At 72.6% G+C, this 14,882-nt stretch carries 13 protein-coding genes; 7 read left to right on the top strand and 6 right to left on the bottom strand.

The features are described 5' to 3' along the window. Positions 1 to 75: 75 nt before the first annotated feature. A complete protein-coding gene (locus AB0C36_RS08890) occupies positions 76 to 2,709 on the bottom strand; it encodes an outer membrane protein assembly factor BamB family protein (protein WP_358351376.1) in 2,634 nt (877 codons plus the stop codon). A gap of 98 nt (positions 2,710 to 2,807) precedes the next feature. Here AB0C36_RS08890 and AB0C36_RS08895 point away from each other — a divergent pair, with 98 nt between their 5' ends. Beyond that, positions 2,808 to 3,635, top strand: a complete 828-nt coding sequence (locus AB0C36_RS08895; protein WP_358351379.1) for a GNAT family N-acetyltransferase — start codon at positions 2,808 to 2,810, stop codon at positions 3,633 to 3,635. A 57-nt stretch (positions 3,636 to 3,692) separates the two neighbouring features. On the opposite strand, the gene AB0C36_RS08900 is transcribed toward AB0C36_RS08895, so the two are convergent. Together AB0C36_RS08900 and AB0C36_RS08905 are read right to left on the bottom strand one after the other, a co-directional pair. Next, positions 3,693 to 4,475 (bottom strand): ferritin-like domain-containing protein, encoded by a 783-nt coding sequence (locus tag AB0C36_RS08900; RefSeq protein WP_358351381.1) that lies wholly within the window; start codon positions 4,473 to 4,475, stop codon positions 3,693 to 3,695. Positions 4,476 to 4,591: 116 nt separating this feature from the next. Next, positions 4,592 to 6,100, bottom strand: a complete 1,509-nt coding sequence (locus tag AB0C36_RS08905) for an MFS transporter (RefSeq protein ID WP_358351383.1) — start codon at positions 6,098 to 6,100, stop codon at positions 4,592 to 4,594. A gap of 159 nt (positions 6,101 to 6,259) precedes the next feature. Here AB0C36_RS08905 and AB0C36_RS08910 point away from each other — a divergent pair, with 159 nt between their 5' ends. Continuing rightward, positions 6,260 to 7,321, top strand: coding sequence for an Lrp/AsnC family transcriptional regulator (locus tag AB0C36_RS08910; protein WP_358351386.1), 1,062 nt, complete (start codon positions 6,260 to 6,262; stop codon positions 7,319 to 7,321). Positions 7,322 to 7,442: 121 nt separating this feature from the next. Then, complete coding sequence (locus AB0C36_RS08915; RefSeq protein ID WP_358351389.1) at positions 7,443 to 8,033, top strand: nuclear transport factor 2 family protein; 591 nt, start codon at positions 7,443 to 7,445, stop codon at positions 8,031 to 8,033. A gap of 45 nt (positions 8,034 to 8,078) precedes the next feature. On the opposite strand, the gene AB0C36_RS08920 is transcribed toward AB0C36_RS08915, so the two are convergent. Further along, positions 8,079 to 8,369: a hypothetical protein gene (locus AB0C36_RS08920; protein WP_358351392.1), complete on the bottom strand. Its 291-nt coding sequence runs from the start codon at positions 8,367 to 8,369 to the stop codon at positions 8,079 to 8,081. 359 nt (positions 8,370 to 8,728) lie between these two features. Here AB0C36_RS08920 and AB0C36_RS08925 point away from each other — a divergent pair, with 359 nt between their 5' ends. Beyond that, complete coding sequence (locus tag AB0C36_RS08925; protein ID WP_358351394.1) at positions 8,729 to 10,003, top strand: MFS transporter; 1,275 nt, start codon at positions 8,729 to 8,731, stop codon at positions 10,001 to 10,003. Here the strand turns inward: AB0C36_RS08925 and AB0C36_RS08930 are convergent. Continuing rightward, complete coding sequence (locus AB0C36_RS08930; RefSeq protein ID WP_358351397.1) at positions 9,990 to 11,192, bottom strand: LuxR C-terminal-related transcriptional regulator; 1,203 nt, start codon at positions 11,190 to 11,192, stop codon at positions 9,990 to 9,992. The genes AB0C36_RS08925 and AB0C36_RS08930 overlap by 14 nt on opposite strands. Before the next feature lie 158 nt (positions 11,193 to 11,350). Here AB0C36_RS08930 and AB0C36_RS08935 point away from each other — a divergent pair, with 158 nt between their 5' ends. The 3 genes from AB0C36_RS08935 (at position 11,351) to AB0C36_RS08945 (ending at position 14,118) form a co-directional block, all read left to right on the top strand. Next, on the top strand, positions 11,351 to 12,814 hold the full coding sequence (locus tag AB0C36_RS08935) for an FAD/NAD(P)-binding protein (RefSeq protein WP_358351399.1): 1,464 nt from the start codon (positions 11,351 to 11,353) through the stop codon (positions 12,812 to 12,814). A gap of 90 nt (positions 12,815 to 12,904) precedes the next feature. Continuing rightward, positions 12,905 to 13,534, top strand: coding sequence for a ClpP family protease (locus AB0C36_RS08940; RefSeq protein ID WP_358351402.1), 630 nt, complete (start codon positions 12,905 to 12,907; stop codon positions 13,532 to 13,534). Continuing rightward, the gene (locus AB0C36_RS08945) at positions 13,531 to 14,118 is read left to right on the top strand and encodes a ClpP family protease (protein WP_358351405.1); all 588 of its coding nucleotides are present in this window, start codon (positions 13,531 to 13,533) and stop codon (positions 14,116 to 14,118) included. The genes AB0C36_RS08940 and AB0C36_RS08945 overlap by 4 nt, the downstream gene beginning before the upstream one ends. 71 nt (positions 14,119 to 14,189) lie before the next feature. On the opposite strand, the gene AB0C36_RS08950 is transcribed toward AB0C36_RS08945, so the two are convergent. Further along, entirely contained in the window at positions 14,190 to 14,498 is a 309-nt protein-coding gene (locus tag AB0C36_RS08950; RefSeq protein ID WP_358351408.1) for a helix-turn-helix domain-containing protein, read from the bottom strand. Positions 14,499 to 14,882 lie beyond the last annotated feature (384 nt).

Genomic DNA, 14,882 nt, shown 5'->3' on the forward strand with positions numbered 1-14,882 from the left:
GGCGCCGCGGGAGCGCGGATGCTCGTGCGGGTGCCGTGCCCCCACGGCGGTCCGGCCGGATAGCGGCGAGAAATGTCACACGGTTCCCGTTTCGTCGGTGTCCCGGCCGGTCAGCGCACGGACCCTGTCTCCGTCCACAACGTAGACGAAGGCACCGGACACCACGGGGGCGACCATCGTGAGCGTGCCGTACCAGGCCCGCCACCACCACAGCTCGCGGCCGTCGGTGCGGTCCAGGACGATGAGCACCGAGTCGCTGTGCGAGCGCACGCACACCACCGGGCCGTCGGCCAAGACCGGGAGCGTACGGTCCAGTTGGCCGCCGACCGCGTCGAGGGGCCGACGGGCCGGGATGGGGCCGCTCGTCCAGCGCACCGATCCGTCGGCGAGGTCGACGGCGTGCACGCGGCGGTCCTCGCCGCGCAGGTACGCCTCCGCGGAGTCGACGGCGAGGGACAGCCCGGCCGTACCGCCGGACCACGGAATGCTCCACAGCTGGGCGGCCTGCGCGGGGCGCAACGCCCGGAACTCGCCGCCGCCGAGGACGTAGAGGACGCCGTTCTCGAGGATCGCGGTGTCGCCGGGGCTGATGTCGCGATGCACGAGGCCGCCGTCCTCGGCGGCGCGCACGACGTACGAGCCGACCTCGGCGGTCCCCGGGCGGAACCGGGCGCACAGCACCCAGCCCCGGTCCACCGCGGTGACGATCGAGTCCTCGGCGTCGTCGCGCCACAGCAGTTCGCCGGTCCGCGGGTCGAGCGCGCGCATCGGCTCGCGGCCGTCGCCGCTCAGGTAGACCGCGCCCGCGTCGTCGCGGGTGAACGCCGTGCGGCGGGCCTCCCGGCGGTTCCACAGCAACTCGCCGGAGGCCGGGTCGAGTCCGAAGAGCTCGGTGTGGCCGCCGATCGCCGCGAGCACCCCTTCCGCGGGCTCGAACACCGCGTGCAGTCGGAACGCCCGCTCGGCGCGCGCGAGTCGCGAGGTGCCGCGGGCCCAGAGGCCACGCGCGGCGGCGACGTCGGTACGCCAGCGCTCGGCCCCGGTGATGGCGTCCAGTAGGGCGATGCGGGTGCCCTGGGTGACGTACACGCGCCCGCCGCGGGGCTCGCCGACGATACGCCAGCCCGGCTTGCTCCACACCGGCTCGCCGGTTTCGGGGGCGAGGGCCACGAGGCTCTCGCCGCCGGCGAAGACCAGGCCGTCGGACATGAAGAGGCTCTGCACACCGGGGATTTCCCGGGTCCAGAGGCATTGTGCGCCTAATGCGGCGGCTTGTTCGGCCGGTTCGGCGGACGTGGCGCCGGCAGTGGCTGTGCCGCCGGCTGTGGCGCCGGCGGTGGCGGTGGCCGCGGGGTCGTCGCCGAGTGCGGGTGAAGTGGGGTGCGCGGAGCCGGTGGTGGCGTCATGGGCGGAGTCGTACGCCGGGTCGTGCGCGGCGTCGTGCTCGATGCCGTGCTCGACGCTGTGCTCGACGCCCGGCGCGGAGTCGTGTTCGATCTTGTGCTCGGCGTCCTGCTCGACGCCGTGTTCGACGCCGACTGGTGTCGCCGCTTTGGCGGGAAGTTTCCCGCGGCTGCTCACGATGGCGCTTCCGGCACCCGCGGCCCGCTTGCGCGGCGTCTTCGGCTCCTTCTGCCGCCCCTTCGGGTTCGGGGCGGCGCCCGTCTCCGCCGTCGCCGTCCCGACCACCGCGGCCGCCTGCGCGGGTACGCGGCGCTGACGTGCCCTCGGGATCGAGCCCTTGGCCTTGGCCGCCTCCGCGGCGGTCTCCGGCACCTGGGGTGCCACATCGGTCGCGGCAGGAGCACGCACAGGCCGTGGTGTGGCGAGCGCTGTCCCGATCGGCGGTTCCTCCGAACCGGCCGGCTCGGCGTGGGCGCTGATCGCCCGCCGCGCGGCCCGCGGCAGATGGGTCGCCAGTTCGCCGACGGGGCGGCCGAGTTGCGCGACAATCTCGGCGACGGTCGGCCGGGACTCGGGAACCGGATGAAGCAGCCGCGCGGCCAGTGGGGCGACGCCGTCCGGGAGGCCCGCGGCCGATACGCCTACCTTTCCGCCCCGTGCGTCCGACTCCTCCGGCAGGTGCCCGCGGGCACACAGGAGCAGCAGCACCCCCAGCGCGTACACGTCGGCCGCCAGGGTCGCGTCCGCGCCTTCGGGCGGCGCGAACGCCGGACCGGTGAGCGGCACGAGGGCGCCCTGCGCGCCGCCCTGCCCGGGTCCGCCGAACACCCGGGCCAGGCCGCCGTCGACGAGCTGCGCGGTGGTCGCGGTCACGAGCACGTTGCCCGGGGTCACGCCGCCGTGCGGCAACTCCGCGTCGTGCATGGCGGCAAGGCCCCGCGCGACCCCGGCGACGATGCGCAGCGCCGCGTGCGGAAGCGGTCCGGCCGCGGCGAGGACCTCGACGAGCGAGGCGCCGGGGACGTATCGGCGGGCGTACCAGGGCCGTACGCCGTCTGTGCTCCAGTCGACGATGCGTCCCGCGCCCAGGTTGCGGACACGGGAGAGGTCGCCCATGACCCCGGCGAAGCGCATCGCGAAGTCCGGGTCGGCGCGCAGCAGGTGAGGGTGGGTCAGTTTGACGGCCAACCGTCTGCCCTGCGGCGTCCTGGCCATGAACACCCGGCCGAATCCTCCCGCGCCCAGCACGCCGACCAACTCGTGGTCGCCCAGGCGGTGCGGATCCCCCGGTTCCAGGTCACGCATGGCGAAGACGCTATCCGACAGACGGGGCATGCCACATCCGCCGTGGCACCCGGACCAACCGTTCGTCACCGCCGCGGACCACCGGTACCCTGCCTGACGTGCGTTCTTTCCGCCTGGGCAAGGAAACCGACCTCGACACGATCATCACACTGGAGGCCGAACCGGACGCGGCGCGCTGGTTGTGCGACATCGGCCGCACCTGGCACGACCTGGCCCTGGTCGACCCGGCCCAGGAACATGTGGTCGTGCTTGAGGACGACCGGGTCGTGGGCTTCGGCGTGCTCGCCGGTCTCGCCCGCGAGGACAAAGCCGTCGAGGTGCGGCGCATCGTGGTCGGTACGGCACACACCGGGCACGGCCACGGGCGGGCACTGCTGCGGGAGTTGCTGACCAGGGCGTACACCGTCCATGGCGCGCGGCGCGTCTGGCTCGACGTCAAGGCGGGCAACGACCGTGCGCACGGCCTGTACCTGGCCGAGGGCTTCGTCGACGAGCCCGACGCCGATTCCGCGCCGTTCGTCGAGGCGGACGGCACGGTCACGCCGCTGATCGTGATGGGCCACGCGGCGGGGCTCGCGCGGTTCGGGCGCGACCTCCAAGAGGTGGTGGTCGACTGCGCCGCACCGTACCGCCTCGCGGTCTTCTGGGCCCGGGTGTTGGGCGGCGACGCGGTCGAGCGGGACGCCGCCTGGGCGTACGTCGACCCGCCGGGCAAGCCGCGCGTCGCCTTCCAGCGCGTACCCGAGGGCAAGTCGGGCAAGAACCGCCTGCACCTGGACGTCCAGGTCACCGACATCCCCGCGGCGACCCGCGCGGTCGAACTCCTGGGCGCGGTACGCCTGGGCGGCATCGTCAAGGACGACCAGGGCGCCTTCCAGGTCCTGCGGGACCCGGAAGGCAACGAGTTCTGCCTGGTCGGAGACTGAACGACCGCCCCCGCGCGCTACCGCCAACGCCGTCGAACCGCTCCCGCGACTCGGTAGTCAGGCGGCGTTGGGGTGGGCGCTGGGCCTGGGGCCCATGGCGTTGACGCGCTTGGGCGGGCGGAGTTTGACCATGCGGCGGGTGCCCCACACGCGGTCGTAGACGTACGTCGCGTGGATTCCGGCGCTCAGCACCGTGCGGCGGGCCCGCGACCAGTTGAGGAGGCTGCCCATCCGCGCCATGACGGCGAGGCTGACGTCGCGGTTGACCTTGATCTCCGCGCGTGCGGTCTTCTCCAGCGCGCGCTTGATCTGCAGGCTGCCGCCGACCGCGGTACGCCGCAGCAACTCCTCGTGGCAGTACGCGAGGTGGTTCTCCTCGTCGTCGCAGATCATCCGGATACCGCGCCCGATGTCCGGGTCGTCGCCCAGGTAGCGGCGCAGCAGCCGCATGTCCTCGGCGGCGCGCTGCTCGGTGACCCGCGAGTGCACGAGGTACTCGACCACGTCGGCGTCGGTCATCGGCTCGTCGCGGCGCAGGCGCTCGTGGGCGAGGCCGATGCCCTGCCGTTCGAGCAGCATGCAGTAGTCGGTCTCGGGCGGGACCTCGACCGGGTCAAGGCCGCGCCGGTGGAGCATGGCGTTGAAGATGCGCCCGTGCTTGTCCTCGTCGGCGCCGTGCCGCGCGACCTTGGGCGCGAGTTCCGGATCGGGGACGAGGGCCGCGATCCGCCTGTTCTCCCAGCCGCCCTGGCTCTCGCCCTTGGCGGCGATGCTGCAGAACAGACGGAACGCGTCGTCGTCCTGGTGGATCTCCTGAAGAATGCCGCGTGCGCTGAGCATGACCGGCCACCCTTCCCCGCAGGTACCGCATAACCACAAATGAACGCAGATACCGACAACGGTAACGCAACCCTGAGTGACTGTCCTGTCAACGTTGCGTGGCCGAAACCTTACTCTCAGCCGATCGCGGCGCCCTCGGCCTGCTCCGGCCGGGCCCGGTCGGGTTTCGGGGCAGGAGCCCCGGGGCGTCCGCCGCGTACCAGCAGCACCACGAGCACGGCCGCGACGAGGCCCACCACGCCCGACATGAGGACGACGGCGTCGAGGCCCGAGGCGTACGCCGAGTCCGCCGCGCCGGGCGGCAGGCCTGCCCCGCCCCCGCCCTCGGTGAGCCGGGCCGCGGCGCCGTGGGCCCCGGCGACCCCGGCGTCCCGCAGGACGGTCTCGGCCTCGCCCTGGAACACGACGCCGGTGACGGCGATGCCGAGCGCGAAGCCGAGCTGGCGGAAGGTGTTGAGCGCGCCGCCCGCCATGCCGGCCCGCTCCGGCGGCACGGTGGCGAGGATCGCGGACGCGAGTGCGGGGGTGCCGAGGCCGACGCCGACGCCCGCGACGATCAGGCCGGGTAGGAGGACCGTCCAGTCCGATCCGGCGTCGATGCGGGTCAGCAGCAGCGCGCCGGTGCCGATGAACAGCAGGCCGCCGCCGATCGTCCAGCGTGCCGGTACGTCGTGCAGCAGCCGCCCCGCGGCGCCCGCCACCACGAACGCGACGCCGGCCAGCGGCGCGAGCATCAGGCCCGCGCGCACCGGGCTGTTCCCCAGGTGCGTCTGGAGCCACAGCGACACCTGCGGCATCCACGCGAACGCGGCGATCTGGAGGGTGAGTCCGGCGATCAGGATGCCGGTGAACGACCGGTCGCGCAGCAGGCGCAGATCGAGCATCGGTGCGGCGCTGCGGGTCTCGACCACGGCGAAGAGGACCACGGCGACGGCCGCCGCGGCGAAGGCGCCTCGAACCGTGGCGTCGCCCCAGCCGTGTTCACCCGCACGGATGAAGGCGTACGTGAGCGCTCCCGCGGCAAGGGTGAACACCGCCGCGCCGGGCACGTCCACGCGCGTCGTACGGTCGCCGTGCGACTCGCGCAGCCACCGCAGGGCGAGGAAGAGTGCGACGGCCCCGACCGGCAGGTTGATCAGGAAGATCGCGCGCCAGCTCACGTGTTCGGTCAGCAGCCCGCCGACCACCGGCCCGAGTGCCGCCGACGCCCCGGAGACCGCGCCCCACACGCCGAAGGCCACCCCGCGGTCGCGGCCCTGGTACGCCGCCCCGATCAGCGCGATGGCGGTGGCCAGCATCGCCGCGCCGCCGATGCCCTGGACGACGCGCGCGGCCACCAGCGTGCCGGTGCCGGGCGCGAGGCCGCACAGCAGTGAGGCGATGGTGAACACGACGAGGCCGACCGCGTACACGCGTTTGCGGCCCACGATGTCGGCGAGCGCACCCACCCCCAGGAGCAGGGCGGCGAGGGCCAACGCGTAGGCGTCGACCACCCATTGCAGGTCCGCATAGGTCGAGTCGGTGTCGTCGGCGATGTCGGGCAGTGCGACGAGCACGACGGTAGTGTCGACGAGGAGCATGAACGCTCCCAGGCATACCGCGACGAGCGGTCCCCATTTGCGCATGGCGTCTTCATTTCTCGCGTTGGAGCGGTGCGGTGAGTGGTGGGTGGAGCAGCGCTCGGGCGGTGCTCGGAGTGGTACGCCCACGCTCCTGGCGTGCCGCAAGGTCAACCAGTCAGCGGCCGCATTCGGCGGAAATCCGCCACGAGTACTCTCCTGTGGATGGAATCCTCCACTCCCCGCACGACCGTCGGCACGACCGGCACGGCCGGCATGCCGGTGACGCTCGACGCGATCGACCGCGCGCTCATCCACGCCCTGGAGATCGACGGCCGCGCGCCCTTCGCGCGCATCGCCGGGGTGATCGGCGTCTCGGAACAGACGGTCGCGCGCCGCTACCGCCGACTCCGGGGAACCGGCGTCGCGCGCGTGGTCGGCCTGGCCAACCCGCAGCGGCTCGGCCTGACCACGTGGGTGGTACGCATCCGCAGCACTCCGGACGCGGCGTTCGCGATCGCCGAGGCCCTGGCCCGCCGCCGCGACACATCCTGGGTCGAACTCACCTCGGGCGGCACGGAGATCAGCTGCGTCGCCCGCCTGGGCAGCAACGCCGACGCGGACAATCTGCTGCGGCACACGCTGCCGCGTACGCCCAAGGTCGTCGACATAACCGCCCAGTGCGTGCTGCACATCGCCCATGGCGGGCCGATGAGCTGGCGGGAGAAGTCGGCGTGGCTGACCCCCGATCAGGTCGCCGAACTGGACCCCGGCCACGGCCCTTTGAACCACGACCTGGACACCGGACCGAGCGGCGTGACGCCCACCGAGGCGGACACCCGGCTCTTCGAGCAACTGGCCCGCGACGGCCGTTCCGGCTACGCGGAGTTGGCCTCGGCCGCCGGGCAGTCCGAGTCCTGGGTGCGCCGGAGGATGGACGAACTCCGCCGCGAGCGCCTGCTGTTCTTCGAGCTGGACGCCGATCCGGCGGCGCTGGGCCACCGTACGACCGCCGCGCTGAGGATGTCCGTGCCGCCGTCGCACCTGGCCGACGTGCTCGCGAAGCTCAGCCTGCATCCCGAGGTCGTCTTCGCGGCGGCAACCACGGGTGCCACCAACGTCATCGCGGTCGCCTGCTTCCGCGACGAGACCGAGCTGTACGGCTACCTGACGACGCGGATCGCCGCGCTGACGCGGGTCACGTCGGTCGAGACCACCACGGTGTTCCGCCTGCTCAAGCGCGAAGGGGCGATTTTGACCACCCCGCGACCGACCGGCGCCCGCTGATCGAACACGCCCCGGGTCGTCCCGCACACGCCGCGGGCCAGAGCGCCTCCGCGTGCCCCTCGGATGCTCGGGCGATCTGGTGTACAACGGGTCGACTGATCAAGTTCCGGGAGGTTGGGCCGTGAAGTTCGACCGGCGCGAAGTGGAGGCGGAGTTCGCCCGTTGGTGGTCGATCGGCAACGCCGGCGAGGACTGGGCTTCCTGGGCGCGGCTCTACACGCCTGACGCCTACTACATCGACCACTTCTGGGGTCCGCTGCACGGCCGGGACGAGATCGACCTGTGGATCCACGCCGTCATGAAAGGCGTCCCCGAGATCTACGGCGTGCTCGACTGGTACACGATCGAGAACGGGATCGTCACGTTCCACTACCGGAACCGGCGGGACAACCCGTCCGACGAAGGGCCGCCGTACTGGGACTTCGCCGGGCTGTCCGTGCTCTGGTACGCGGGCGACGGGCTCTGGTCCAAGGAAGAGGACTTCTGGGACCGCACCGGCGCCCGCGACACGAGCGTCGAGTACGCGGCGGCATGCGAGCGGGCCGGCCTGACCGAGCCTCTTCAGCGCATGACGCGAAAGCACTGGCCGGACGCGCCCTCGTGGGCACGCCACGAGGCGCCCCCGTCCCCGTCCTGGCTCACCCGCGACGACGTCCCCGGCATCACGAAGCCGCGCGAACTGCGAGACCTTCTGACCCGCCTGCGCGACTGACGACCCCCGACCACCACGACAGTCGAGACCCCGCGCCCGCCACCGTCAGACCGGCGGTCCCTCGGCGGCCCGCCTCGCGTCGGCGGCCATCCTCAGGTCGCGCGAGTCCTCGACGGCCAGCCGGGCGGAGCTGATCATCCGCGCGAGATCGCCTCCGGCGCATACCAGGATGTCGTCGATCACATCCTCGTGCGGCGTGATCTCCGCGTAGCAGTCGTGCCACGCGAACTCGACCAGTTCCAAAAGGTCCAGCGCCGCCGAAGCCGCATCCGCCCCCATCGCGGCCTCGGCCTTCGCCGCGCGCTCCGCACGACGAGCCGCACGTCCCACCACCATGGCAATTCCTCTCCGTCCGGCTGTCGTTCGGTTTCCCGCGACCACACCGTCGCATCTTCCCGACACCGGAAGCATCCGCAATGCCCGCAGCCGCCGAAGCGAAAAGCCGGTGGGAGCGCGAGTCGGTTCCGCTGCCGACGGGCGGGAGGCCGGCTCCGGGGCGGGGGCGGGAGTCTCGGGTGATGCCGCCTTGTTATATACCCCCAAGGGGTATATTTTCGATGGATGCGGGCGACACGAGAGAAGACGGCAGACCTGGGAGCGACACCGATGCACATGAGCGCACCCCCCTGTACGTGCGGTTCACGAGCGCCACCCCGGAGCCGCGCACCGCCTCAGAAGAACGGAAGGGACACGCCATGCGCCTCTTTGCCATCCGTGACTACCGCTACCTCTTCAGCGCCCAGATCATCGCCCTGTTCGGCACCGGGCTGACGACGGTCGCCCTCGGACTTCTCGCCTACAACCTCGCCGGCCCGGGCGCCGGCGTCGTCCTCGGCACCGCCCTGACCGTCAAAATGGTCATGTACGTGCTCATCGCCCCCATCGCCGCCGCGTACCTCGGGCGCTTCCCCAGACGGACCGTCCTGGTCCTCCTCGACGTAGTGCGGGCCGCGGTGGTCCTGGCCCTTCCGTTCGTCAGCGAGGTCTGGCACATCTACGTGCTGATCGGCCTGCTCCAGGCCGCGTCCGCGGCGTTCACCCCGACGTTCCAGGCCGTCATCCCCGACGTCGTCACCGACGAGTCCGACTACACGCGTGCCCTGTCCGCGTCCCAGGTCGCCTACACCATGGAGAGCCTGCTCAGCCCCGTCCTCACCGCGGTCGCCCTGGCGTTCATCAGCTTCAACTGGCTGTTCCTGGGCACCTCGGCCGGGTTCGTCCTCTCCGCGCTGCTCATCCTGCCCACGCGCATCCCCGAAGCCCGCCTCAGCGCCCACACCCGGGTGTGGGACAAGGCCGCGGCGGGGATCAGGACCTTCCTCGGGACCCCGCGGCTGCGCGGCGTCATGGCGCTCAACCTCGTGGTCGCGGCCGCGGGATCGATCGTCGTCGTCAGCACCGTCAACTACGTCCGCGACGACCTCGGCGGCTCGCAGTCGGACGTCGGATGGATGCTCGCCGCCTCCGGCGGTGGGACGCTCCTGGCCGCGCTCGTACTGCCCCGCGTACTCGACCGGGTCCCCGCCCGCGCGACCATGATGACCGGCGCCGGAGTGCTCGTCGGGGGCACGGTCGCCGCGGTGGCCCTCGTCGCGGCCGAACTGGCCACGCGGACCGGTACGGCGGTCGTCTGGGCCGTGATCGGCGTCGGCATGGCGCTGGTCGTCACACCGACGGGCGCCGTCCTGCGTGCCTCCGTCGCACCGAACGCGGTGCCGGGGGTGTTCGCGGCCCAGTTCTCCCTCTCGCACCTGGCCTGGCTCGTCACCTACCCGATCGCGGGATGGCTCGGCACGAGCGCGGGCTTCACGCTGACCTGGTCCGTTCTCGCGGGCCTCGCCGGGACGGGTGCCGTCGCCGCGCTCCTCCTGTGGCCGCGCCACGACGCGCGGCAGGCGCTGTCCGGGGTTCCGACCACCGTCCGGAGCGCGTCCCGGACGGGCAGGTCCGACCTGGTCAAAGCCGTGTGACCGGGGGCTTCCGGCGGGCCAGGGCCGGTACGCCGACCGGCCCCGGGACTTCGGTCGGCCGCGGCAACGCGGGCCAGTAGTGGTCGGTGAACAGCCGGGCCACCAGGGCGCCTCGGGTGGAGACGCCGGTCTTGCCGAACACCGCCTTGAGGTGGTCGCGGACCGTGTGCGGGGAGATGAACAGGGCGGCGGCGATCTCCGCGGTGGACCCGCCGCGGGCGATGAGCTGAGTGACCTGGAGTTCGCGCGAGGTCAGACCGTACGCCTCGGCGACCAGCACCGCGAGATCGCCCGCCGCGGCCGGCTCGACGACCAGCGCCACCGGCCCCGGTTTCCCGCCGATGCCGGTGAGGCACGACGCGTGGCAGGTCAGCCAGCGGCCCTCGGTGGTCCGGATGCGGATCCGCGCGTCGCCGTCGTCCCGGCCGTGGGCGACGGCGCGCGCCTGAAGTGCCGTACCGATGACCCAGATCGGCAGGTCGAGCCCGAGCGGCGAGGGGATGGACGGTCCCTCGGGCAGCAGCGCGAGGTGCTGCCTGGCCTCGTCGTTGACGGACGTCGCCTCGCCCGCCTCGTCGAAGAGGATGAGGCCGGTCGCGGGCGCCCCGCTGCCGGGGGAGACCGCGGGCGGCCGGGCGAACCGGCGCAGCCGTTCGGCCAGGGGGCGGGAGAGGTCGGCGAGCAGCGCGGTCTCGTCCGGGCGGAACGCGGTCGCGTCGGCCGTGCGGAACAGGCTGACGAGGCCCCAGGGGCGGTCGGCGATCCGCAGGACGGCGCGGAGTTCGTCGTACACGCCCTGGCGCCCGAGCAGGCGACGGAACCGGGTGCTGCGGGCCGGGAGGCCGCCGGTCGCCGCGCGAAGTGCCGCGGCGGGCACGGGCGCGCGGGCGAGTTCGCGGAACGGCAGGACGTTCTCCTCCAGCAGTTCGCTCTCCCAGTACGCGGCGCAGCCCTCACCGGAACCGAGGTTCTCCACCAGCATCGGCGCGGTGATCAGGCCGGTCTCCGGGTCGGCCGCGGTCCACACGGCGCAGTCGAACGGCACGCGGCGCCGCAGATCGGCGGAGGCCAGGTTGAACAGCTCGAAGGCGTCGCGGGCCCGTTCGCTAACCCGTTCGCGGGTCTGTTCGCCGGGCCGTGCGCCGAGCCGTTCGCCGGACGGCAGCGACGAAGGGCGTGGATCGGTCATGGGTGTCCCTCCGCAGGTCAGCCTGCCTCTACATGTGAGTGGCGTCCACCCCCCGATTGAGGGGGTCGGCCTCCGCCCGTTCACCCGTGTTCGGGGGATGGGGCTCTCCGGCCTTTGCGGCAAAGGTCGTTGGCATACGACCGACGGAGAGGGCGGACATGGACATCGCAATCATCGGAGGCGGCGCGGCAGCGGTCGGCCTCCTGGACGCATTGGCCACATCGGCCCCGGCGACCGCATCATCTGTGCCCGGGAAGGACGCGGCGGGCCGGACGGGCGGCACGGTGACGATCTTCGAGCCGTCGCCGTGGCTGTGGCGGGGACGGGCGTACGGACCGGACCTGGACGCGGTCCTGGTGAACGCACCGCCGGCCATCATGTCCATCCGCGCCGACGACTTCGGCCACTACGCGGCCTGGCTCGGCGAGCGCGGCGCGGACCACCTCGATCGGCTCTTCGACCGACCGCTGGTCCCGCGGGCGCTCTACGGCGAGTACCTGGCAAACACCGCCGAGAAAGCCGTCGCGGCGCTGGGCGAACAGGGCCGGCAGGTCGAGGTCGTGGCCGACCGCGTCACCGAAGTCGCCCGCGCCGGAGCCCGCTTGGCGTTGCGTACGGAAGGCGACGCACAGGTACGCGAAGTGGGCCAGGTGGCACTGTGCGTGGGCGGCGGAACACCGCCGGACCTCTACGGCCTCGCCGGCCACCCCGGGTTCACGGTCGACCCGTATCCGCTGGCGGACACCCTCGAACGCGTCGCAGCCGACGCGGACGTGGCGGTCATCGGCAGCGGACTGACCGCTGTCGATGTCGTCGTGTCACTCGCGGCGCGCGGGCACGCGGGGCGGATCACGCTGCTGTCGCGCAGCGGCGTACTGCCGCACGTGTGGCAACGCCCGGTCGAGCGGCGCCCGCGGCACGTGACGATCGAACGCGTCGCCGAACTCCACCAGGCGCAAGGCGGCCTCGCACTCACCGACCTCGTGGGTCTGCTGCGCGCAGAACTCGCCGAGACGGGCGAGGACTTCGACGACTTTGCGGCCGAGCTGCGAAGCACCGGGCACGACGATCCCGTCGACCGTCTCCGGCGGCAGATCGCCGCCGTCGACGATCCGCGCATCGGCCGCCGCGTCCTCCAGGTGACCGCGCACACCGTCGGTCCGTACGCGTGGCGCCTCCTGCCCGAAGCCGACCGCGCCCGGATACGCGGCCACCTGCGCACCGCCACCAGCGTCGCGTCGCCCATGGTCCCGGTGAACGCCGTACAGCTCATGGCTCTCCTGGACTCCGGCCAACTCACCCTGGCCGCCGGGCTCGACACGATCGAGATGCGCGACGGACGGTTCCGGGTGCGTACCCGGGACAGCGAACTCATCGCAGACGTCGTCGTCAACGCGGTCAACCCGTCACCGCAGGCGGTCCCGGCCGCGGCGCAGGGGCTGGTGCAATCCGTCGTGGACGCCGGGCTCGCCACGATGCACCCCTTCGGGGGCGTGACCCCCGCCGACCCGCGCGTGCACGTGGTCGGGGACCTGGTCGGCGGCGGGTCGTTCATCACGTCGAGCATCCCCGGGCTCGCGGCCCAGGCTTCGCGTACGGCCCGGGCGCTGTCCGCGGCCTGAGGGTCCCGGTTCCGCCGCATCTGCTGTCAGCAGATCTGCCGTGGGCAGATACCGAGGTCACAGGGCTGCGGCGGCGCGCAAGGTGGAGGCATGAGCGAAAACGGCAAGCCTCCGATGTTCCACGAACGTATGCGGCGTGACCTCTACGACCAGCGCGTCCTGGTCCTCGACGGCCCGCTGGACGACGACAACGGCGCTCTCCTCGCGACCCAGTTGCTGAGCCTCGCGGCGGACGACCCGTCGGCGGACATCTCCCTGTGGATCCACTCCCCCGGCGGGTCGGTGCCCTCGATGCTGGCGATCCGCGACGTCATGCGGGTCATCCCGTGCGACGTTTCGACGCTGGCGCTCGGCATCGCGTACAGCGCCGGGCAGTTCCTGCTCTCCTCAGGTACCCGGGGCAGGCGCCGCGCGATGCCGCACGCCCGCGTGCTCATGCACCAGGGCTCGGCGGGGATCGCCGGGACCGCCGTCGACATCGAGCTGCAGGCGAACGACCTGCGCCACACCCGCGACACGGTGCTCGGCCTCATCGCCCAGGACACCGGGCAGCCCGTCGAGCGGATCTTCGAGGATTCGCTGCACGACCGCTGGTACACCGCGCAGGAAGCCCTCGACTACGGCTTCGTCGACGCGATCGTCGAGCAGTTCGACGACATCGCCCCGAGCGGCGCGGCACGGACCGCCGCCAACACCGGATTCCGAGGAGGCCCGCGGTGAGCACCTACACGATCCCGAACGTCATCACACGCAACTCGCGCGGCGAACGCATCATGGACGTGTACTCGCACCTCCTGGCGGAACGCGTCATCTACCTGGGCACCGGCATCGACGCGGGCGTCGCCAACGCGCTCGTGGCCCAGATGCTGTTCCTGGAGGCCGACAACCACGAGCAGGACATCCAGCTCTACATCAACTGCGAGGGCGGCGACCCCAGCGCCATGCTCGCGATCTACGACACCATGCGGTACGTCCGCCCCCACATCGCCACCACGTGTGTCGGCCAGGCCATCGGCGTCGGCGCGGTCCTCCTCGCGGCGGGCGAGGCCGGCAAGCGCGCCGCCCTGCCGCACACGCGCGTGGTGCTCCACCAGCCCGCGGCTCAGGGTCGCGGTGCGATCCCGGACCTGATCCTCCAGGCCGACGAGGTGGTACGCGTCCGCGCCGACATCGAGCGCATCCTCTCCCGGCACACCGGGCAGACGACCGACGCGCTGCGCGCGGACACCGACCACGACCGGGTCTTCACGGCCGCCGGCGCCAAGGAGTACGGCCTCGTCGACCAGGTCATCGCGGAGCGCTGACCCGCGCCGCAACCCGGCCCGCGATCCGCGCGGGGCCGGCGGACGCACCCGCCGACGCCCCGCGCGGTACGTCACACAGCCAGGGCGTACGCGGCCCGGCAGACCGGCGACCGGTGGACGGCATTGGCGACACCGACGGACGCCGCACTCCGCAGGTTCTCGCTCACCGCGATCGTCAACTCGACCAGCGTCACGTCCAGCGCGCCCGCGAGCGCCGCGATCATCTCGCTCGACGGCTCCTTGATGCCGCGTTCCACCTCGGAGAGGTACTGCGGGGACACCCCGGCACGGCCCGCCGTCTCGACAAGGGTCTCGCGGCGCTCGTGGCGGAGCGTACGGAACTGGTCGCCGAGGACATGGCGCCACAACGGCTCCCGCACCGGCGCACCCGCCGGCCGGGGCGCGCCCCTGCCGGGCACGTCGCCGTCGGTCCCCGAACGCCCGCCGTTCGGCCGGTCGGCATTCGAGTCGGCACCTCTGCCACGCCCCGAAGGCGCGCGGCCCGCAGTCACAGGATCCGCGCTCGCCGGGGCGACAACGGACGGGTCGGCAGTGGACGGAAACAGCGGAACAGTCTCGGCCATACCCCATCGTAGGCAGCCCACCCCGAACCACAGCAGCATGTACGCCCCCAGCGAAATCCCCCCACCCCGCCCCTAACCGACAATGACGCGTGCTGGGGGGACCTTCGCAGCAGGGCGTTGCGGCGGCGCGGGGTGCGGTTGCCGGAGGGCCGGGCGGGCGCGCGGAGGCTGCTGCGGGGA

Origin of the sequence: Streptodolium elevatio, from assembly GCF_040649515.1 — a bacterium.
Classification (GTDB): domain Bacteria; phylum Actinomycetota; class Actinomycetes; order Streptomycetales; family Streptomycetaceae; genus Yinghuangia; species Yinghuangia elevatio.